The following is a 19979-nucleotide window of genomic DNA, read 5'->3' on the forward strand; positions in this document are numbered from 1 at the left end:
CCCCGCGTCGACCGCCCACCTCCAAATAAACTAGACCCCGCCGCATAACACCACCGAATTCTCGCACCCCCCCCCCCACCTCCCGGGGGCCGCGCGACACCGGGTCGGGAGTCCACAGTGGACGTCAGCGCGCGGCCTCGGCGGCCCGCTCGACCTCCGCGTGCCGGGTGGCCCAGAACTCCGCGTCGCGGTGGCCGTCGGTGGCGAGCGAGCCGTCGAGCTGTTCGCGCAGGATGTCCGCGTGCCCGGCGTGCCGGCTGGTCTCGGTGAGCACGTGGACCAAGACGTTGAACAGCAGCACGTCCGGGCGGGGCCACCAGGGCACGTGCCCCGGCGTGTCGACGGCGAGCTCGGTGATCGTCGCGTCGGAATGGGCCCACACCCGCCGGTAGCGGTCGACGATCTCCGCGCGTGTCTCGTGCTCGGTCGCCCACATGTCCGTGCCGCGCGCCTCGCGGTCGTCCCACCGGGGCATCGGCTCGGGGAACGGCCGCCCGAAGATGTCGCCGAAGTACCTCGCTTCGGTCAGGGTCAGGTGCTTGACGAGACCGAGCAGGTTGGTGCCGGTCGCGGTCAGGGGACGGCGGATGTCGTACTCGCCGAGCCCGTCGAGTTTGCCGACCAGCTCTTCGCGGATCTCGCGCAGGTCGCCGTGCAGGTATTGCTTCGCGAACTCGTCGATCATGCGTCCAGGGTGCCAGAACTCAGCCCACGGGCACCGCGCGCACGGTGACCGGCCCGCGGGCCGGGTCCAGCTCGAGCTGCTGGTCCACTCCGGACGGCGTCAGCACGTCGACCGCCTTGGGTGCGGTCGCCGGGTCCGCGGCGCAGATCGGGGCCGTCCCGCCGGCCGCGCAGAGGCCGAACGTGTACTGGCCCGCGGTCGGCGTGAACGGCCGGGCCTGGTCGGGGGCGTTGCCGTCCTGCCCGGTGAGCACCACGGCGAACGTCCAGCCCGGCCCCGGCGTCCCGAAGGCCGTCTTCGCCACGCTGACCGTGATGTACCGCGTCGCCTGCGAAGCCTGCACGGACGGCGTGGCCAGCGAAGCGCCCGAAGCGTCGACGAGCGACGGCTCGGCGAAGCCCTGGACCTCGATGCGCCGGCTCCATGCGTCCTGCGGCGCGATCGTGTACGCCCGGCTCGGGAACGGCGCCGCGGTCGACGTCGCCGTCGCGGCCGGGTCGTGCCCGTGGATCGTCAGCAGCTGGGCGCCCAGCGGCGAGCCGAACGTCGGCGACAGGTCACGCACCTGCGCCCGGAACACCAGGGTGGTGCCGGAATCGATGACCTGGAACCGCTGCAGGTCGAACGCGCCCGCGTGGAAGTCGCCCGCCGTCGGGTACGTGTAGGTGCCCGGGCCGGTGTCGTCGCCGTCCGGGTCCGTGGTGTCCAGCAGGACGGTGCCGGTGACGAAGTCCGAGCTGATCGTCTTCTGCGCGTACCCGGTTCCCGCGCCGGTCGCGGCCGCCGTGACGACGTTCGCGCCGAGCGGCGTCGGCACCGTGGCGCTGAACGTCCCCGCCGCCGAAGCCCGGGTCGACAGCACCGAAGTCGTCCCCGCGTCGGTGGCCGAAACGGCGAGGTCGATGCGGCTGCCGGCGGGCGCGGTGCCGGTGACCTGGGCGGTCGCGGTGGACACCGACGCGGGTGCGTCGAGGGTGACAGCCAAAGCAGGTGGTGCGTGGACGTACCGCGAGCGGACGTCGGCGGGCTGCTCGGGCAGCCGCCCGTCGTCGAGGGCCCTGGCCAGCCGCACCGACTGCGACTGCGCCCAGCTCAGCGGCGCCACCGAGCCCACGGACTGCCCCGGCGTGAAGCCGATCGATGCTGTCTTCGGGTCCGCGCCGTACGGCGACGCGGGCAGCGCCGGGTTCTCCCAGATCTGCTCGGGGATCAGGCCGGTGCCGCCGGTCTGCGCCCGCATCGCGCGCAGCAGCGCTGCCGCTCCGGCCCGGTCGCCGGTCTGCACGGCCTGCTCGCCGCGTTCGCCGGCGAGCACCGGCCACAGGTGCCCGGACCCGGCGTTCGTCGACGGCCAGGGAGCGCCGGTCGGGGCGCAGTTCGTCGGATCCGGTTCGTAGCAGTCGCCGTAGCCGTCTTCGCTGCCCGGCGTCGACGTCCCGTAGCGGTACCAGCCCGGCCCGGCCGGGGTGTCCCGCTTGATCACGCGGTCCACGACGCCGAGCGACGCGGCGACGTCCGGGTCGTTCGCGGGCAGCACGCCCAGGCGAGTCAGCTCGAGGAACCCGGCGTCGACGATCGCGCGCTGGTCGGCGTCGACCGAGCCGTTGCCGAGGTTGTAGTTCCACTCCGAGTTCGGATCGCCGTTCTTCGTCAGCCGCAGGAAGTACCGGCCGCCGTAAGGCCCGTTCCGCGTCACCGTCCAGCCCTTGATGCTGCGCTGGAAGTGGTCGGCGGTCGCGCGGTAGACGTTCGCGCGCGCACTGTCGCCGTTGCGGTCGGCGATCACGCCCGCGGCGACCAGACCGGCGATTTCGGCGGCGATCGTCGAAGGGGAGTAGCCGCCCTGCTCTTCCCAGCGTTCCGAGCCGAACGCGGGCCCGTGCGCGACGACGAAGTCGGCGGCGGCGCGGATGTGGTCGGTGTAGAGGGTGCGGTCGCGGTCGAGCCCGGCCTGCAAGGCCATCAGGATCGGGTACGCGCTCTCGTCGAGCTGGTCACCGCCGGAGTCGGGGGCCTTCTTGCCGTTGAGCAGCGAGTTGCGCGGGAACCGGCCGTCCGGTTGCTGCTGCCGCGCGAACAGCCAGCGGACACTCGCCCGCGCCGTCTCGCGGTCGCCGGCGGAGAGCAGGCCGGAGAAGCTTTCGTAGAGGTCGCGCGCGAAGATCTCGCGGTAGGAACCGAAGTAGACCGGCTTCCCGCCGGGCGCGTCACCCGCGGACACCGCCTGACCCCACGGGCTGCCCAGCGAAGCGACGACCGCGCCGGGGAAGGTCTTGTCCTCACTGGCTTTCAGCACGTTGACCGACTGGTAGTAAGCGTCAGAGTCCTTGCCCCGTAACGGGATCAGCCCGTTGTCGTAGTCACGCCACTGGCGCGCGTACTCGCGGTAGCTCTGCTCGAACGGCGTGCGCAGGCTCGCCCCGGCCGTGGCGACGGCGGCGCGCGCGTCCGCGCCGAAGCCGAGCGCCAGCACCGCCGGGCGGCGCGGCTGGAGGTCCAGCTGCGCGGTCTGCACGACGTTGCCGTTCACCGCCGACGGGGTCGTGTCGCTGAGCCGGTGGTCGCGGTCCAGCTGGGCCAGGCCGTCGCCCGCGGTGCCGGCGAAGCCGCTGCCGGTGGCCAGGAACCGGCGGTCGGCGCGCAGCGCGGCGGCCAGCGGGGTGCCGTAGTCGCGGGCCGGCGCGCTGGACACGGTGTTCGCGTCGGCGCTGACCAGCGCGGACGTCGCCGGGTCGACCGTGGCGGTGTCGCCGCCGCCGTTGGCCGGGCCGCCTCCGCCGTTGCCGTTGACGCTCGCGTCGAACCGCACGTAGACCTTCAGGTCCCGCCCGGAGTCCCGCAGCGGCTCCAGCCGGGTGCGGATGAGCACGCCGGTCCGGGCCGGGTCCGCCAGGTACTCGGTGATCAGCCGGTACCGCCCGCTGCGTGGGGTCGACGTCACCTCGCACGCCATCCCGCCCGCGCTCGTGCGGACCGTGTAGGTCATGTCGCGGGCCTGCAGGTCGGTGAAGCTGCGCCCGTCGGTGACGGCGAACTGCAGCGTTTCGACGTTCGTGTTGTCGATCACCGGCGCGTAGACGTCGGAGAGGACGCCGCCCGCCACGGTGAACCACGCCTTGCTCGCCGTGTTCCGCGCGGTGCCCAGGCAGTCCTTGCGGGCCAGGCCGAAGTGCGAGACGGCGCCCGGTCCGGGCGCCGCGGCGGCCGCGTCGGCTGTGGTGGACACAGCGGGCAGGAGGGTCGCGGCCAGCACCGCGCACAGCACCACGGACGACGTCGACCGATTCATCCGCCCATCCGACCACGGCCGCCCGGGCGCGCACCAGGTCCGAACGGCGCCAGGGCGGCTTTACCGGTGATTGAGAATCCGAACCGGTGGGTAGCAAACCTGATATCCCCCGAGGAGGTGAACGTGGAAGAGCTGGGATCGGACGGATGGCGGTACCGCGGCACGATTTCGCCACGGACCTTGCCGAGCTTGCGCCGGCACCTGGTCTCGTGGTTGCGGCGGCGCGCCGGCGACGAGGTCGGGCGGCAGGCCGACGACGTCGTGCTGGCCTGCTGGGAAGCGATGGCCAACGTGCTCGGCCACGCTTACCGCGGCCGGCCGGGGCTGATCGACGTCCGGGCCCGGATCGACCAGGACGTGCTGATCGTCACCGTCGCCGACCAGGGCCGCTGGGAGTCGGTGGCGGAGCGGGCGGACGGCGGCCGCGGGCTGCGCCTGATCCAGGCCCTGGTCGACGGGCTCGACGTCCGCTCGACCGACGGCGGCACCGTCATCACGCTCACCTGGCCGTTCCCGGCCCGCCGCAGCGCCTGAGGTTCAGGTCGACTTCGTCGAGGACAGGTCTTCGACGAACCGGGTCGCGATGTCCCGGAGCTTCACGTTGGTCCGCTGCGACTCCGTGACCAGCCGTTTCATCGCATCGTCGGCACTGATCCGGTGCACGGCCATCAGGATGCCCTTGGCCTGCTCGATCACCGCGCGCGCCCGCATCGCCGCTTCGAGTTCGACGGCCCGCTGCCGGGCCCGGTGGTAGCGCCGCGTGGTGCGCAGCCCGAACGAGACGACCGTGGTGTAGAGGTGCAGCAGCCGCGAATCGGTCTCCGCGAAGCCGTGGTCGCCGTAGCCGAAGAGGTTGAGCGCGCCGGAGAGGCGTTCGTCGACGCGCAGCGGCGCGGCGAGGTAGCTGCCGACCCCGAGTTCCTGGGCACGTCCGGTGAATTCCGGCCACGTCGTCCCGGCCGTGGCGAGCGGCACCCGGACGATCTCGCCGGTCTCCGCGGCCTGCAGGCAGGGACCCGCGCCCGCCGCGTACTGGGCCCGGTCGATCTCGACGGCGCGCTCGTCCGTGCTGGCCGCCGTCTTCGGCTCGCCGTCCCGGATCGCGGTGATGCTGGCCATGTCGGCGCCCGGGATGGCCCGGAGGGCTTCGGCGCAGACGGCGTCGAGGATTTCCCCTTCGGCTGGTTCGGTCTCCAGGGCGCCCGTGAGGTCCGCCATCGCGGCGGTCAGCTCGTCGAGGTGCTCGGGCAGGATCGGCTCACCGGTCACTGGCGTCATCTCCGTCCCGGACGGCTGCGGCTCGTGCCGAACCGCTGTGCTTCAACGGAACGGCAGAACCTTACCCGCGTTCGGTGCGTCTTCCGCAACATCGAAGGGGGCGGTGGCTCCGGGCCGGCGCTCGCTGCTGAACGTCGTGGGTTGGGCGCCGGGGCCACCTGGCGACGGACGGCAGCACAACCCACCCACTCGCCGTCGCTGCGGCTTGCTTACCCCATGAGCCCGCGGTCAACCGTTCAGCGGATCATGACCTTCACTACCTGGGTGAGCCCGGACACGCGCAGTACGCGGTCGAGCAGCCGCGGCGCGACCAGCCGCAGGTCGTGTTCGGCGGCCCGGTCGAACAGCACCGAGACGCCGGCGCTGTCGAGGTAGGCCACCCCGGTGAGGTCCACGGTGACGGCGCCCGCCGCCAGTTCGCCGTCCAGCGCCGCGCCGAACTCCGCGGCGTTGCTCATGTCGATCTCCCCGGTGACGGACAGGACCCGGCCCCCGTCGTCGCCCGGGCCGCTGACCAGCGTGAGTGCCGTCGTCACGAACCGATCCTCCATTCCAGCGTGACGGTGGTCCCGGTGGCGTCGTGCCGGAAGGCGACCGCGTCGGCCAGCGCTTCCATCATCGGCACGCCGCGCCCGCGCAGCACGTGGTTGTCCGGCGGCGGCTGCTTCCAGTCGCCCCGGTCGGTCACCGTGACGACCAGGTGGGCGCCGGTGAGCCGGGCCGAGAGGTGCGCGGTCGCGCCGGTGCCGTCGAGGTAGGCGTGCTCGACGGCATTGGCGCAGGCTTCGCCCACCGCGACGAGCACGTCCTGGGCGAGGTCCGGCTCGAGAGCCGCGTTCTCCAGCCAGGCGCGCAGCCACTGGCGGGTCGAGGCGAGGTGGTCCGGGTGCGCGGCGAACGCGAAGTCCAGCGGGGGGATCGACCGCCGGTAGAGCAGCAGCGCGACGTCGTCCTCGTAGCCTTCGGCCGGGCGGAGCCGGTCCATCAGGGCGGTCGCCAGCTCGCCGAGCTCGGCGTCCCGCGTGTCGTGGGCGACCGTGGTGGCCCGGCCCATGCCCTCGTCGAGCGACTCGCGGCGGCGCTCGACCAGCCCGTCGGTGTAGAGCATCAGCAGCGACCCGATCGGCACGACCGCGGTGGCTTCCGGGCGCGACCCGGTGACCCCGACGGCCAGCGGCAGGCTGCCGCCCTCGTCGAGGAACTCCGCCGTGCCGTCGCGGTGCACGAGGGTGGCGGGCGGGTGCCCGGCGCTGCTGTAGGTGAGGGTGCCGGTGGCCGGGTCGAGCACCCCGCAGAAGACGGTGGTGCACAGGGCACCCGGCAGCCGCCCGGCGAAGCGGTCGAGGGCGCTGAGCGTGTGCGCCGGGCTGCTGGCTTCCAGCAGCAGCGCGCGGCAGGCGCTGCGGAGCTGGCCCATCACCGCGGCCGCGGCGAGTCCCCGGCCGACGCAGTCGCCGACGACGATGCCGATCCGGTCGCCGGCCAGCGGGACGACGTCGTACCAGTCGCCGCCGACCTCCAGGGGCGGGTTCGCCGGCTCGTAGCGCACCGCGAAGCCATCGGGAAGCCGGGCGGGCCCGAGGATCGAGCGCTGCAGCGCGAGGGCGACCTCCCGCTGCCGGTCGTCGCGGTAGGCGCGGCGCAGGGCGTGCGCGAGCGTCCCGGCCAGCAGCGCCAGCAGCGTCCGGTCTTCGGTGCCGAGCGGGCGCCCCGGCGCGGGCTCGACCCACAGCGTCAGCCGGCCGCCGGGGTGGTCGACGGTGGTGCCCGCGCCGCTGCCGGCCGGGGTCGCGTGCAACGCCGGGAGCGAACGGAGCTGGTCCAGGGTCGAGCGCAGCGGCGCGGCGAGGTCCGCCCAGCTCCGGTCGGCGGGATCGGTGGACGCGAGCTCCGGCTCGTCGTCCCGCGGCCAGGTCACCGCGAGGACGCGCTGGGCGTCCCACAGCTCGCGCAGCAGCTCCAGCGCGGTCCGGAGCACCTCCGGCGCCCCGCTGATCCCGGCGAGGCGCTGGTTCATCGAGGCGAGCGTGCTTTCGCGCTGGACCGCGTAGCGCTCGGCCGTGACGTCGCGGATCGTGCCGACCAGCCGGCGGCGGCCCTCGTCGTCCTGCAGCTGGTTGTAGGCGACCGCGACCCACAACCGGTGCCCGTCCCGGTGCCGCATCGGCAGCACGAAGCTGCCGCCCGGCTCGTCCCACGCGCCACCGAAGGCGGCCGCGACCTGGCGGTGGGCGGCGGGTTCGGCCTCCCGATCGGGCCACCACGCGAACGGCGGGGTGTAGGGCAGCCCGCCGGTGCCGAAGCCGAGCAGCTCGGTGAACGCCGTGTTGATCTCCACGACCCGGCCTTCGGCGTCGCAGACGAAGAAACCCTCCTGCAGCGAGTCGATCATCGCCGCGCGCCACCGGGCGTGCTGCGTGCGCAGCCTCGCCAGCTGCACGGTCGTGCGGACGCGGGCGAGCAGCTCCCGCGCCGAAAACGGCTTCACGAGGTAGTCGTCGGCCCCGGCGGCCAGCCCGTCGACGGCGGCTTCCTGACCGGCCCTGGCCGAGAGCAGCAGGACGGGCACGGCGGCGGTGCGCGGATCGCCCCGCAGCTCGGCGAGCAGACCGAGGCCGTCCAGCCGCGGCATCATGACGTCGCTGATGATCAGCTCGGGCGGCTCGGCGCAGGCGGCGGCGAACGCCTCGACGCCGTCGCGCACCGCGGTCACCGCGTAGTCGTCGCGCAGCAGCCGGACGAGGTAGTCGCGCATGTCGGCGTTGTCGTCGGCGACCAGCACGCGGGCGCCCAGGTGCCGGTCGCCGACGACCGCCGGGTCGGTGGCCCGGTCGCCGTCCGGCAGCCAGCGCAGGGCTTCCTGCACGTACGGTTCCGCGGAGTCCGCGGTGAGCTGGCCGGTCGTGGCTTCCTCGACGACGTGCTCGGCGGGCAGGTGCCGGGTGCCCAGCGGCACCCGGACCCGGAACGTCGTCCCGGCGCCCGGCGTGCTTTCCACGGTGACGCTGCCGCCGTGCATGCCGGCGAGCTCGCGCACCAGCGCCAGGCCGATGCCGCTGCCCTCGTTCGACCGCGCCCGCGCGGACGGGATCCGGTGGAACCGCTCGAACAGGCGCGGCAGCTCGGCGGCGTCGATCCCGATCCCGGTGTCGGACACGGCGACCACGGCGTGCCCGGCGTCGACGGCGCTCGCCACCCGGATCGCGCCGTCGAAGGTGAACTTGACCGCGTTGGACAGCAGGTTGAAGACGACCTTCTCCCACATCCCGCGATCGACGTACACCGGCTCGTCCGACGGGCGGCAGTCGACGTCGAACGCCAGCCCGGCCCGTTCGACGGCGGCGCGGAAGACGCTCGCCAGCTCCGCGGTGAACGTCCCGAGGTCCACCGGTTCGAAGCGCGCCTGCATCCGGCCGGCTTCGATCCGGGAGAAGTCGAGCAGGTTGTTCACCAGCCGCCCGAGCCGCAACGCGTTGCGCTGGATGACCTCGACCTCCTCCCGCACCCGCTCGTCGGCGCCGTCCAGCGCCTCGCGCAGCTCGGCGGCGGGGCCCAGGATCAGCGTCAGCGGGGTCCGGAACTCGTGGCTGATGTTGGCGAAGAACGTGGTCTTCGCCGCGTCCAGGGCGGCCAGTTCCTCGGCGCGCCGCTGCTGGACCTGGTAGGCGATCGCGCCGTTGACCAGTGCCGTCGTCTGCTGGGCGACCAGCCCCAGGAACGTCCGGTAGGACTCGTCGAGCGCACGCCCGGCGCTCGACGCCAGCACGATCACCCCGGTGGCGGCATCACCGGCGTCGCCGCGCAGGGGCAGCACCATCGCCTCGGTGGGCGGCGTCGACCAGCCGCCCGCGGGCAGCTCGCCGAACACCCCGTCCGACACCGTCCGCGCGACCCCGTCGGCGAGCACGTCCTTCAGCGGCCACGCGGTCTCGTCACCCGCGCCGGCCCCTCCGGGGGTGACGGCCGCGAGCGCCAGTTCGCCCTCGGCCCCGCGGATGTGGATCGCGGCGTAGGGGACGTCGGCCGCCGCCCGTCCCAGCACGCCGGCGACCAGCTCACAGGCCTCGTCCACGGTGCGGGCGACCCCGGCCTGGGCGCCGAGTTCGCGCAGCGTCGCCAGCCGGCGGGCGCCGATCACGCGCTCGGTCGTGTCCGAGACCGCGGTGAACACGGCCCGGACGGCGCCGCGGTCGTCGTGCACCGGGCTGTAGGAGTACGTCCAGTAGGTCTCTTCCCAGTAGCCGTGCCGGTTCATCGGCAGCAGCAGGTCCTCCGACCAGGTCGCCTCGCCGGTGGTCATCACGCTGTCCAGCATCGGCCCGATGATGTGCCAGATCTCGGCCCAGACCTCGGAGCCCGGCTTGTCCAGCGCCGGGTGCTTCGTGCCCAGCAGCGGCAGGTACGCGTCGTTGTAAAGGAACCGCAGCTCCGGCCCCCACCAGACGATCATGGGGAAGCGGGAGGTGAGGCAGATGCGGACCGCCGTCGTCAGGCTGGCCGGCCAGTCCCGCGGCGGCCCGAGCGGGGACGACGTCCAGTCGAAGTCCCGCATCCGGGCGGCCATCCGGCTGGTCCCGGGAAACACGGCGCGGTGGCCGGCCTCTTCCCCGACGCTCATCACACTCCAGGTTCACGCGGCCCGGGCCGAGCCTACTCGACCGGCCCCGGCCGTGCCGGGTACGTCAACCGGTCAGCCAGGTCATGGTGACCGTGGTGCCGTCGTCGCGGTGCACCTGCGCGCTGTGGTCGGCGAGGGTGTCGATGAGCAGCAGGCCGCGGCCCCGCAGCCCGTTCGAGGACGCCGGCGGCCGCCAGGTGCCGTAGTCGGTGACCGTCACGGTCACCCGCCCGGGCTGTGCTTCGGCCCGGACGTCGACCGGGCCGGCCTGCCCGTGGGGGTAGGCGTGTTCGGCCGAGTTGGCCATCGCCTCGTACCCGGCGAGCACGATGTCCTCCCGGCGTTCGAGGCTCAAGCGCACGTTGAACCGGCCCAGCGTGGCCAGCCACCGCGACAGGGCCTCGCGCAGGTCCGGCAGCCGTTCGGCGATCGCGGCCGTGCGCCGGTGGAACGAGACCGGGGGAGCGGGTGCGTCCGGCGGGAGGGGGTCCGTCATGGCGTGTCCTCTCCGCGGTGGTGCACGTGGATCACGGCGATGTCGTCGTCGTGCCGTCCACGCGTCAGTTCGTCGACCAGCTTGTCCCACGCCGTTTCCAGGTCGGCCGCGGTCAGCAGTCCCGGGATACCCGAAAGCAGCCATTCGATGCCCAGGGTGAGGTCCCGGGTGCGGCTCTCGACCAGCCCGTCGGTGTAGAGCACCAGATCCGCGCCCACCGGGAAGCCCGCGGTGCGCTGCGGGAAGACCGAGCCGACGCCCAGCGGCTGCGCCAGTGCCTCGCCGATCTGCTCGGGCGGCTCGCCCGGGCGGATCAGGATCGCGGGCAGGTGGCCGGCGTTCGCGTAGGCGAGCGTCCCGGTGGAGGCCTGGTGGACCGCGTAGAAGCAGGTCACGAAGCTTTCGCCGAACAGGCCGGCGGTCAGTTCGGAGACGTTGCGCAGCACCTCCGACGGCGGCAGTTCCAGCAGGGCGTAGCTGCGGATGGCCGTGCGGACCTGGCCCATCACCGTCGCGGCGGTGACGCCGTGGCCGACGACGTCGCCGATGACGAACGCGGTGGCGCCCGAGGGCAGCCGGATCACGTCGAACCAGTCGCCGCCGACCTTGCTCCCGGTCGCCGCGGGCAGGTACCGGGTGAGCACGTCGAGGCCCGGGGTGGGCGGGGCCACCGGCAGCATGCTGCGGGACAGTTCCGTGGCCAGGGTGCGCTCGCGTTCGTAGAGCCGGGCGTTGTCCAGCGCGATGGCCGAATACGCGGCGATGCCCTCGGCGAGGTATTCGTGCCGGGCGGTGAACCGGTCCGGCTCCGGGTGGCCGAAGAAGAACCCGCCCAGTACCTCGCCGGAGGTCGGGCTGATCGCCGAGACGGCCAGGTAGCTGCACACCGGCAGGTGCCCCGCCGGCATCCCGTGGTGCGGCGCGTTCTTCCCGAATCGCGGATCCTTCGTGATGTCGGGGCTGCGGACGGTGCCGACGCCGTCGAAGGTCGGCCCGAACACTTCGGTGTTGCGCGGCATCGGGAACCGGGAAAAGGCTTCGCGCGGCACGCCCGAAATCGTGTACAGCGTGTACGACTCGCCGAGTTCGTCGATCAGGTTGTAGAAGAACGCGCCGAAGGCGGCTCCGGTGGCTTTCGTGGCCGCGTCGGTCGCCTCCTGGACGATCCGGTCGATGTCGAGGTGCGCGGTCAGTTCGCGGCCCGTGGAGTGCAGCGCGTCGAGGACCGCGGCTTCGCTCCGCAGCCGCCGGACGGTGGCCGCCAGGCCGGCGGTGGCGGCCTCGATGGCCGCGGCGACGGCCGGGGGACCTCCGCCGATCTCCTCGGTGGTGTAGACCAACGCGCCGTGCTCGCCGTCGCCGGCCGCGACGGCGATCGCGTGGGTGATCTCGGTGCCCGGCACCAGGTTCGCGAGGACCGGGCGATCGGTGACCGCCAGCGCGACGTGGTCGCCGAGCACCGTGCGCACCTCGGCCGGGCCGAGCGCGCGGACCGCGGTGGCCGCCGGAGCGCCGTCGCGGCCGGCGAAGGCCGCGCGCACGGCGTCCAGGATCGCGTCGAATGCCGGCCCGGACGTCATCACGGCGCCAGCGCTTCCGGCAGCGACGGGTAGATGGCGAGTTCGTCGACCAGCCGGGTCAGTTCCAGCGGGCGCAGCGTGATCCGCCCGGTGGCCACCACCCGCAGCGGCGCCGACGCGGCGGGCCCGCGGTGCGCCCGGACGAGTTCGGCCATGCCCGCCGAGGCCAGGAACGTGACGCCGGTGAGGTCGATGACGAGCAGCGGCGGCCCCAGCCGCGCCGCCCGTTCGGCCAACCGGCGCAGTTTCGGCGCGAGTGCGAGGTCGAGAGCGCCGTCGACGCGCAGGACCACCGCACCGTCGAGGTTCTCCAGTGCGACCGATCCCGCGGAACTGGCGGCGTCGTCGAGTGAGTCCCCGGTCACGTCCCGTTCGCCCATGGCGACATCTTGCCTGTTCGGGGCCGCGACCGGAAGCGGAGGGGTGCTGAGACGGCGGTGTGCCGCCCGGGCAGGCATGATTGACCGTGGTTGAGCAAACAGCCTTCGTGAACACGCACGCCCGCCGGTTGCCGGGGGCGTTGCCGAAGGCGAGGAGACAAACGCCATGACCGAGCACACCCACTTCGAAAGCTCGGCCACCGCTGTGCCGTTCGGGGAATTCCGGATCGCCCGGACGGAGCAGGGAGAAGCGATCGTCGTCGAGGTCGCCGGGGACGTGGACACCACCACCGCACCGGCGCTCGTGCAGGCCGCGGACGAGGCACTGGCGGAGCAGCCGCCGGTCCTGGTGGTCGACCTGAGCCGGGTCGAGTTCCTCGCCTCGCCCGGCCTGACTGCGTTGCTGACCATCCACCGCAACGCCGGAACCGGCACCGCGGTGCGGATCGTCGCGTCCGGCCGGGCCACCCTGCGCCCGATCCAGCTGACCGGGCTCGAGGAAAGCCTGTCGCTCTTCCCGACCCGGGAAGCGGCGCTCACCGGGTCCTGACCCGGATCGTCCCGGCCCTGCCTCAGGCGCCGGCCGGGACGTCACGGCGCCGGATCGCCAGCACGGCGACGTCGTCCTGGGCCGGTCGGCTGCCGATCATCGCGGCCATGACCTGCGCGCAGACCCATTCGGGGTCCCCGGCGCGCACGGCCTGCGCCAGCTGCTCCATGCCGACGTCCACCGGGCGGTCCCGGCGCTCGACCAGCCCGTCGGTGTAGAACACCAGCACGCCGTCGGACGGCAGTTCGACGACGGTGGTGCGCCGCTCGGGCACGCCGATGGTCAGCCCGATCGGGGGATCGGGGGGCGAGTCCACCAGCCGGCCCGGCTCGCCGGGCAGGGCGAGCACCGGGGGCAGGTGCCCGGCGAGGGACAACGTCAGCGCCTCGCGGTCCGGGCCGATGATCCCGTAGGCCACCGTGGCCATCGCCCCGTGCTCGAAGTGGTTGGCCTTGCGGTCGAGCTTGGCGAGCACCTCGGCCGGACTTTCGCAGTCCAGGGCGTAGGCCCGCAGGGCGCTGCGCAGCCGCCCCATGATCACGGCCGCCTCGAGGCCGTGCCCGGAGACGTCGCCCATCACGACGCCGAGCCGGTCACCCGGCAGGGAGAACAGGTCGTACCAGTCGCCGCCGAGCCCGGTCTCCGCACCGGGCACGTACCGGGCGCCGAAGGCCAGGCCCGGCACCTCGGGCAGGCTGGCGGGCAGCAGGCTGCGCTGCAGCGCCATGGTGGCGGTGCGGTTCTCCTCCAGCGCCTCCACCTGGACGGCCATCGCCAGGCGGTCGGCGAGCAGCTGCATGGTGATCACTTCGGACTCACCGAACTGCCGGAGCGTCACGGAACCGATGTGCAGCACGCCGACGAGCTCGCCGCCGGCGATCATCGGCACGCCGAGCATGGAGTGCAGCCCGCGTTCCCACAGCAGGGAGTTCACGACGGTCGTTTCGTCGACGTGGTCGAGGATGACCGGCGCCCGCTCGAGCGCGACCCGGCCGGCGAACCCGCGGCCCACCGGCACCCGCACGCCCTGGTGGACCTCCTCCTCGATGCCGGCCGCCGCGAAGGCCACCAGCTGGCGGCCGCTGGGCTGGTACCGCAGCACGGTCGCGGTGTCGACCGCCATGACCTCGCGCAGCCGCTGGAGGGTTTCGGCGAGCATCTCGGCCAGCCCCAGGTGGGTGGCCGGCGCACCGATGATCGCCTCCAGCTGCTGCAGCCGGTTCTGGGCGTCGAGACTTCGCGACATGGCACGACCCTAGCCGCAACCCCTTTGCGGGCCTAACCATCCCGGGTTTCGACGGCGGGTCTCCCGGGGTACCAGGCCGTCGTGAACGTCGACTTGGACTGGGTGGGTCTGCTGCGGCACGGCCAGAGCACCGGGAACGTGGCCAGGGAAGAGGCGGAGTCGGCCGGCGCGGACGTGATCGACATCGCCGAACGCGACGCCGACGTGCCGCTCACGGAGCTGGGGCGGGAGCAGGCTTCGGCGGCGGGGAAGTTCCTCGCGGAGCAACCGCCGGATGTCGTCATCACCTCCACTTACCGCCGGGCCTGGGACACCGCCCGGCTGGCCGCCCCCGAAGGGGTGACGATCATCCCGGACGAACGGCTGCGCGACCGCGAGCTCGGCGTGCTGGACCTGCTGACCTCGCACGGCGTCAGTGAGCGGTGGCCCGACGAGCTGCGGCGCAAGCGGCGGCTCGGCAAGTTCTACTACCGGCCGCCGGGTGGCGAATCCTGGGCGGACGTCGTGCTGCGGCTGCGGTCCCTGCTCACCGAGCTGAGCGTGGAACACGCCGGAAAGCGCGTTCTGCTGGCCGCCCACGAGATGACCGTCTTCGCCCTGCGCTACCTGCTCGAAGGGCTGCCGGAGCCCGACCTGCTGCGCGCCGCCGACGCCACCGAGGTCCCGAACGGCTCGGTGACGGCCTGGGAGCGCGACTCCGACGGCGGGTTCACGATGGTGCTGGCCCAGGAAGTCGGGCACCTGCACGAGACCGACACCCCGCCGACGGCGGACGACGATGCCGCGCAGCAGCTCTCCTGACCCGGCGCCGATCAGCCCGGCCCTGCTGCGGGACTGGCGGATCGGCCCGGACGACCGCGGGACCGTGCTCGTCGTCGGCGGCGCCCGGACCGTGCCCGGCGCGCCGGCGCTGTCCGGCACCGCCGCCCTGCGCGCCGGAGCCGGCACGCTGCAGCTGGCGGTCGCCGAACGGCACGCGACGGCGATCGGTGTCTCGGTGCCCGAGTCGTCGGTGTTCGGGCTGCCGGAGACCGGCACCGGGGCGATCGCCGCCGAGGCCGTCGACCGGCTGGCCGAGGTGCTCCCCGACGCCGGCACCGTCGTGGTCGGCCCCGGCCTCACCGGCGTTTCGGAGACCGAAGAGCTGCTGCGCGGCTTGGTGCCCGCCATCGCCCCGGACGCGAAGGTGGTGCTCGACGCGTTCGCGCTGGGCGCGCTGAGCCGAGACCCCGCGCTCGCCGAACCCCTGGCGGGCCGGCTCCTCCTCACCCCGAACCGGGTCGAAGCCGCTTTCCTCGACGGCTGCGAGGAAAAGGACGTCGACGACCTGGAAACGGCGGTGCGGATCGCCGGCCGCTACGGCGGCGTGGTGCTGCTCATGGGCGTGGTCGCCGAGCCGGGCGGGCGCACCTGGCGCGACGGCAGCGGCCACGTCGGGCTGGCGACGTCCGGCAGCGGCGACGTGCTGGCCGGCCTGACCGGCGGCTTCCTCGCCCGCGGCGGCGCCGTGGACCAGGCGGCCTGCTGGGCGACGCACGTCCACGCCGTGGCCGGCCAGCGCCTGATCCCGGACACCGGCAGCACCGGCCTGCTGGCGCGCGAACTCGTGGCGGAGATCCCGCGGGTCATCGCCGAGCTGGAGCGCTGAGCCGTGTCGACCTCCTGATCACGCGTGTCGGCTCCGCAATCACGCCGAGCCCCGCCGGACGCCGTGCCGGAAGGGTCGACACGCGTGATTGGGCGGACGACACGGTGTCACCGCTGGGCGGTGGGCCGCACGATGATCTCGTTGACGTCGACGCCGTCCGGCTGTCCGATCGCGTAGGAGACCGCTCCGGCGATGGCGTCCGCCGGCATGGTCACCGCGCGGTAGGTGCGCATCGCCTCCTGGGCGCCGGGCTCGGTGATGGTGTCGGCCAGCTCGGACTCGGTGACGCCGGGGGAGACCGTCGTCACGCGAATGCCCGGGTCGGCCTCCAGGCGCAGGCCCTCGGTGATCGCCCGGGCCGCGTACTTGGTGGCGCAGTAGACCGCGGCCGTCGGCACGACCTCGTGCGCGCCGGTGGAGGCGATCGTCACGAAGTGCCCACCGCCCTGCCGCCGGAAGTGCGGCAGGGCGGCCGCGATCCCGTGCAGCAGGCCGCGGACGTTGACGTCGATCATCCGGTCCCACTCGCCGACGTGCAGCGAGTCCAACCGCGACAACGGCATCACGCCCGCGTTGGCGACGAAGACGTCGAGCCGGCCATGGGCTTCGACCGCGGCTTCGGCGAACGCGGCGACGTCCGCGCGGTCGGTGACGTCGAGGCGGTGCACGTCCGCGGTGCCGCCCGCGTCGTGGATTTCCTTCGCCAGCTCGGTCAGCCGGTCTTCGCGCCGGGCGCCGAGCACGACGTGGTGGCCTTCGGCGGCGAGGCGCAGCGCGGTGGCGCGGCCGATGCCGCTGCTGGCGCCGGTGATGAGGACGGTTTTCACGGGGTTCCTTCCGGGAAGTCGGCGCCGAGGGTGGTCTCGCGCCAGGTGTCGAACGTGGAACGGAGGGAGTCGAGCCGGGTGGTGGCGATGTCGTAGGCGGCCCGGCCGAGGAGCAGCCGCAGCGGCGGTTCGTCGCTGCCGACGGCGGTGAGGATCGCTTCGGCCGCCCGAGCCGGGTCGCCCGGCTGCCGCCCGTAGGTCGCGAGCGTCGCCTCCCGGCGGGCGCCCGCGGTCTCGGCGTAGTCGTCGATGCGGATCGCCGACTCCCGCATCGAAGGGCCGGACCAGTTGGTGCGGAACGCGGCGGGCTCCACGATGGTCACCTTGATGCCCAGCGGCGCCACCTCCGCGGCCAGCGACTCCGAAAGCCCTTCCACGGCGAACTTCGTCGCGTGGTAGTAGCCGGTGGCGCCGAACGCGGCCAGGCCGCCGAGGGACGACACGGTGACGATGTGGCCGCTGCGGCGCGCCCGCATGCCCGGCAGGACCGCACGGGTGACGTCGGCGAGGCCGAAGACGTTGGTGTCGAACAGGTTCCGGATCTCGGCGTCTTCACCTTCCTCGACGGCGGCGAGGTAGCCGTAGCCGGCGTTGCCGACCAGGACGTCGATCCGGCCGAACGCCGCTTCCGCTCGCTTGACGGCGTCGACGACCTGGGCGTGGTCGGTGACGTCGAGCGGCAGGGCCAGCGCGCGGTCGCCGTGTGCCTCGGCGAGATCGGCGACGCGCGCCGGATCACGGGCCGTGACGACCGCGCGCATCCCGCGCTCGAGCACGGTTTCGGCCAGTGCGCGGCCGAGGCCGGTGGAACAGCCGGTGATGAACCAGACGGTGTTCTCGGAAAAGTTTTCGGGCACGACGAAGTACTCCGTCCATTGTGGAAGGATGGGAAAGTGGTTTCAGGAAGCGGCGAGACTGCCCAGCAGGGCCAGTGCCGCTTCCGACGGGCTGCCCGGCTCGGCTTGGTAGACGATCAGCTGCTGGCCCGGGGCGCTGTTGACGGTCAGTGCCTCGTAGCTCAGTTCCAGCTCGCCGACCAGCCGGTGCCGGAACCGCTTGGTCTCGTGGGTCTTCTGCCGGATGTCGTGGCGGGCCCACAGTCGGCGGAAGTCCGCGCTCTTGACCGACAGCTCGCCGACGGTGTCGATGAGCTGCGGATCGTCGGGGTCGATCCCGGCGGCCGCCCGCAGGCCGCCGACCGTGTTGACGGCCACGCGCTCCCAGTCCGGGTAGAACTCGCGGGCGTCCGGGTCGAGGAACACGAGCCGGATCAGGTCGCCGCTGTGGGCGTGCCCGGCGAACAGCGCCTGGCCCAGCGCGTTGTGCGCCAGCACGTCGAGGCAGCGGCCGAGCACGAGCGCGGGCGTGTCCGGCCAGCCGTCCATCAACCGCAGCAGGTTCGGGCTGACCCGTTCCGGCCGCCGGGACCGCCGCCGGCGTCCGGGCGCCGGCCGGGCGAGCCGGTGCAGGTGGGCCGAGGCGTCCTCGTCCAGGGCCAGCCCGCGGGCGAGTGCGTCGACGACCTGCGCCGACGGGTTCCGCTCCCGGCCCTGCTCGAGCCGGACGTAGTAGTCGGTGCTGACGCCGGCCAGCAGCGCCACCTCCTCGCGGCGCAGGCCCGCCACCCGTCGTGACCCGCCCGGAGGCAGGCCGAGCTCTTCCGGCCCCACCTGTTCACGGCGGGCCCGGAGGAACTCCCCGAGGGTGTTGTCCTTGACCATGCTTCGAGGCTAACCCGGAATCGCCGCACCTGGGTGGCCGTGCCGCACCCACCCTCAGACCAGCCGGATCGGCTCCTCGTCGGCGTCCGGCTCGGCCCGCAGCAGCGTCGCCGTGGCCGTGCGCCCGTCGACGTCCAAGGTCATCACCGCGTTGCCGAAGTGCGGCCCGGACACGCAGTGCCACGACAGTGGCGCGGGCCGGACCCCGGTGCGGCGCGCCAGCCCCTCGCTCACCCTGGTCAGCGCCCGCGACCAGCCGGCCCGGAACAGCCGGTTCATGTACCACGGCACGGTGTTGTGCACCGGCGAGCAGGTCAGCTGGTGGACCGGCGCCGCGGTGCCGCCGGGGAACTCGGCCCGGGCCACGTAGGCGTGGTGCACGTCGCCGGAAAGCACGCTGACCGACGCCGGCCCGTGGTCCGCGACCCGGGCGATGAGCTTCGCCAGCCGCTCGAACGACGCGCGGAAGGCCGGCCAGTGCTCGAGGTCCACCAGCTGCCGGATGAACTCGCTGACCCGCCCCAGCAGCCCGGGCCGGGCGCAGAGCCGCTCGTTGGCCGACTGGGCGGCCGACAGCGCGGTGGGCAGCAGCCACGGCAGCGACGTGCCGATCAGCAGGTGGTCGAACTCGCCGGTCGCCTGCTCCTCGATCCAGCCGAACTCTTCGTCGCCGATCATCGAGCGCTGGCCGCCCTCGAGGATCCGCCCGGCCCGCGAGTCGATCACCAGGAGCCGGACCGGGCCGAAGTCGCGCCGGTAGGACCACCGGGTGCCCTTGGCGCCGTCGGCTTCCCGGTCGGCCCGGTCGGCGAACTCGCGCAGCAGCTCGGCGTTGTCTTCCCCCGACTCGCGCACCCGCTGGTAGAGCTCGTCTTCGGCCAGCTCGTGCGGACCCAGGTTGCCGAGGTGCTGGTAGACCCAGTACGAGACCAGCGCGCCGCGGATCCGCTCGGGCCACCAGGAGGTCCGGGCCATCTTCGCGCGCCAGGCCTGCGAGGTGTTCCAGTCGTCGCGCACGTCGTGGTCGTCGAAGATCATCGACGTCGGCACGGTCGAGAGCAGCCAGCGGACCGCCGGATCGCACCAGGCCTCGGAGTACAGGTGGCAGTACTCCTCGAAGTCGGCGACCTCGTCGCCGGGCGGCTTCTTGGTATCACGCCGGGTGGCGAGCCACTCCTGCGTCGCTTCGGTGGTCTCGTCGGCGTAGACCTGATCGCCGAGCAACAGCAGCGATTCCGGCCACTCGTCCTCGTCGAGGGCGGCCATCCGGTGGGCGTAGGCGGCGAGCGCGTCCGGGCCCAGCGCGTCCTGCTCCCGCGGCTTGCGGCAGGACCCGAACACCAGCCGGAACCGCGGGTCGCCGGGCCGCAGCGTCCGGATGCGGCTCGGCGGCAGGTCACCGTCCGGTTCGGGCCAGACGACGTCGCCGTCGAGCCGCACCTCGTACGGCGTGCTCCGCCCGGGTTCGAGCCCGGTGAGCACGACCAGCGCGTAGTGGTGGCCGGCGACCTCGAACGTGCGGGCGGTGGCGTCGCCGACACCGACTTCGCACGCGGCGCCGGTCTCGACCCAGATGGTCGCCGAAGTGGCGTCGACGTGCCGCAGCAGCGGGCCCAGCAGCAGCTCGGTCATCCCGGCAGCCTGCCAGAACTCCGCCGGGG

17 protein-coding genes are annotated in these 19979 nt (G+C 73.3%); 4 read left to right on the top strand and 13 right to left on the bottom strand.

Annotated elements, in window-relative coordinates:
- Positions 1 to 124: 124 nt before the first annotated feature.
- Positions 125 to 685, bottom strand: coding sequence for a DinB family protein (locus AB0M30_RS23560; RefSeq protein ID WP_364587096.1), 561 nt, complete (start codon positions 683 to 685; stop codon positions 125 to 127).
- A 19-nt stretch (positions 686 to 704) separates the two neighbouring features.
- Entirely contained in the window at positions 705 to 3974 is a 3270-nt protein-coding gene (locus tag AB0M30_RS23565) for a glucodextranase DOMON-like domain-containing protein (RefSeq protein WP_364587098.1), read from the bottom strand.
- 123 nt (positions 3975 to 4097) lie between these two features.
- Here AB0M30_RS23565 and AB0M30_RS23570 point away from each other — a divergent pair, with 123 nt between their 5' ends.
- The gene (locus AB0M30_RS23570) at positions 4098 to 4508 is read left to right on the top strand and encodes an ATP-binding protein (protein ID WP_364587101.1); all 411 of its coding nucleotides are present in this window, start codon (positions 4098 to 4100) and stop codon (positions 4506 to 4508) included.
- A 3-nt stretch (positions 4509 to 4511) separates the two neighbouring features.
- Here AB0M30_RS23570 and AB0M30_RS23575 read toward each other — a convergent pair whose 3' ends face one another.
- The 6 genes from AB0M30_RS23575 to AB0M30_RS23600 all read right to left on the bottom strand — a co-directional run bounded on the left by AB0M30_RS23575 (position 4512) and on the right by AB0M30_RS23600 (position 12326).
- On the bottom strand, positions 4512 to 5243 hold the full coding sequence (locus AB0M30_RS23575) for a GAF and ANTAR domain-containing protein (protein WP_364587567.1): 732 nt from the start codon (positions 5241 to 5243) through the stop codon (positions 4512 to 4514).
- A gap of 245 nt (positions 5244 to 5488) precedes the next feature.
- Positions 5489 to 5788: an STAS domain-containing protein gene (locus AB0M30_RS23580; RefSeq protein WP_364587104.1), complete on the bottom strand. Its 300-nt coding sequence runs from the start codon at positions 5786 to 5788 to the stop codon at positions 5489 to 5491.
- The gene (locus AB0M30_RS23585) at positions 5785 to 9870 is read right to left on the bottom strand and encodes a SpoIIE family protein phosphatase (protein ID WP_364587107.1); all 4086 of its coding nucleotides are present in this window, start codon (positions 9868 to 9870) and stop codon (positions 5785 to 5787) included. The genes AB0M30_RS23580 and AB0M30_RS23585 overlap by 4 nt, the downstream gene beginning before the upstream one ends.
- A gap of 64 nt (positions 9871 to 9934) precedes the next feature.
- The gene (locus tag AB0M30_RS23590) at positions 9935 to 10366 is read right to left on the bottom strand and encodes an ATP-binding protein (protein ID WP_364587109.1); all 432 of its coding nucleotides are present in this window, start codon (positions 10364 to 10366) and stop codon (positions 9935 to 9937) included.
- The gene (locus AB0M30_RS23595) at positions 10363 to 11946 is read right to left on the bottom strand and encodes a GAF domain-containing SpoIIE family protein phosphatase (RefSeq protein WP_364587112.1); all 1584 of its coding nucleotides are present in this window, start codon (positions 11944 to 11946) and stop codon (positions 10363 to 10365) included. The genes AB0M30_RS23590 and AB0M30_RS23595 overlap by 4 nt, the downstream gene beginning before the upstream one ends.
- Positions 11946 to 12326: an STAS domain-containing protein gene (locus tag AB0M30_RS23600; RefSeq protein WP_364587115.1), complete on the bottom strand. Its 381-nt coding sequence runs from the start codon at positions 12324 to 12326 to the stop codon at positions 11946 to 11948. Before AB0M30_RS23600 ends, AB0M30_RS23595 begins: the two co-directional genes overlap by 1 nt.
- 166 nt (positions 12327 to 12492) lie before the next feature.
- On the opposite strand from AB0M30_RS23600, the gene AB0M30_RS23605 reads away from it, so the two are divergent.
- Positions 12493 to 12876, top strand: a complete 384-nt coding sequence (locus tag AB0M30_RS23605; RefSeq protein ID WP_364587118.1) for an STAS domain-containing protein — start codon at positions 12493 to 12495, stop codon at positions 12874 to 12876.
- A 22-nt stretch (positions 12877 to 12898) separates the two neighbouring features.
- Here the strand turns inward: AB0M30_RS23605 and AB0M30_RS23610 are convergent, their stop codons facing one another.
- Complete coding sequence (locus tag AB0M30_RS23610; RefSeq protein ID WP_364587121.1) at positions 12899 to 14122, bottom strand: GAF domain-containing SpoIIE family protein phosphatase; 1224 nt, start codon at positions 14120 to 14122, stop codon at positions 12899 to 12901.
- A gap of 81 nt (positions 14123 to 14203) precedes the next feature.
- On the opposite strand from AB0M30_RS23610, the gene AB0M30_RS23615 reads away from it, so the two are divergent.
- On the top strand, positions 14204 to 14923 hold the full coding sequence (locus tag AB0M30_RS23615; protein WP_364587124.1) for a histidine phosphatase family protein: 720 nt from the start codon (positions 14204 to 14206) through the stop codon (positions 14921 to 14923).
- A complete protein-coding gene (locus AB0M30_RS23620) occupies positions 14901 to 15770 on the top strand; it encodes an NAD(P)H-hydrate dehydratase (protein WP_364587127.1) in 870 nt (289 codons plus the stop codon). Before AB0M30_RS23615 ends, AB0M30_RS23620 begins: the two co-directional genes overlap by 23 nt.
- Before the next feature lie 107 nt (positions 15771 to 15877).
- On the opposite strand, the gene AB0M30_RS23625 is transcribed toward AB0M30_RS23620, so the two are convergent.
- Genes AB0M30_RS23625 through AB0M30_RS23640 form a run of 4 tightly spaced genes read right to left on the bottom strand, consistent with a single transcriptional unit; the run spans position 15878 to position 19950 of the window.
- Positions 15878 to 16597, bottom strand: a complete 720-nt coding sequence (locus AB0M30_RS23625; protein ID WP_364587130.1) for an SDR family oxidoreductase — start codon at positions 16595 to 16597, stop codon at positions 15878 to 15880.
- The gene (locus tag AB0M30_RS23630; RefSeq protein ID WP_364587133.1) at positions 16594 to 17454 is read right to left on the bottom strand and encodes an oxidoreductase; all 861 of its coding nucleotides are present in this window, start codon (positions 17452 to 17454) and stop codon (positions 16594 to 16596) included. Before AB0M30_RS23630 ends, AB0M30_RS23625 begins: the two co-directional genes overlap by 4 nt.
- 42 nt (positions 17455 to 17496) lie before the next feature.
- The gene (locus AB0M30_RS23635; RefSeq protein WP_364587136.1) at positions 17497 to 18318 is read right to left on the bottom strand and encodes a helix-turn-helix transcriptional regulator; all 822 of its coding nucleotides are present in this window, start codon (positions 18316 to 18318) and stop codon (positions 17497 to 17499) included.
- Between the two features lie 54 nt (positions 18319 to 18372).
- Complete coding sequence (locus AB0M30_RS23640) at positions 18373 to 19950, bottom strand: alkaline phosphatase D family protein (protein ID WP_364587139.1); 1578 nt, start codon at positions 19948 to 19950, stop codon at positions 18373 to 18375.
- Positions 19951 to 19979: the final 29 nt, after the last annotated feature.

Origin of the sequence: Amycolatopsis sp. NPDC051716 (genome assembly GCF_040681595.1) — a bacterium.
Lineage (GTDB): Bacteria > Actinomycetota > Actinomycetes > Mycobacteriales > Pseudonocardiaceae > Amycolatopsis.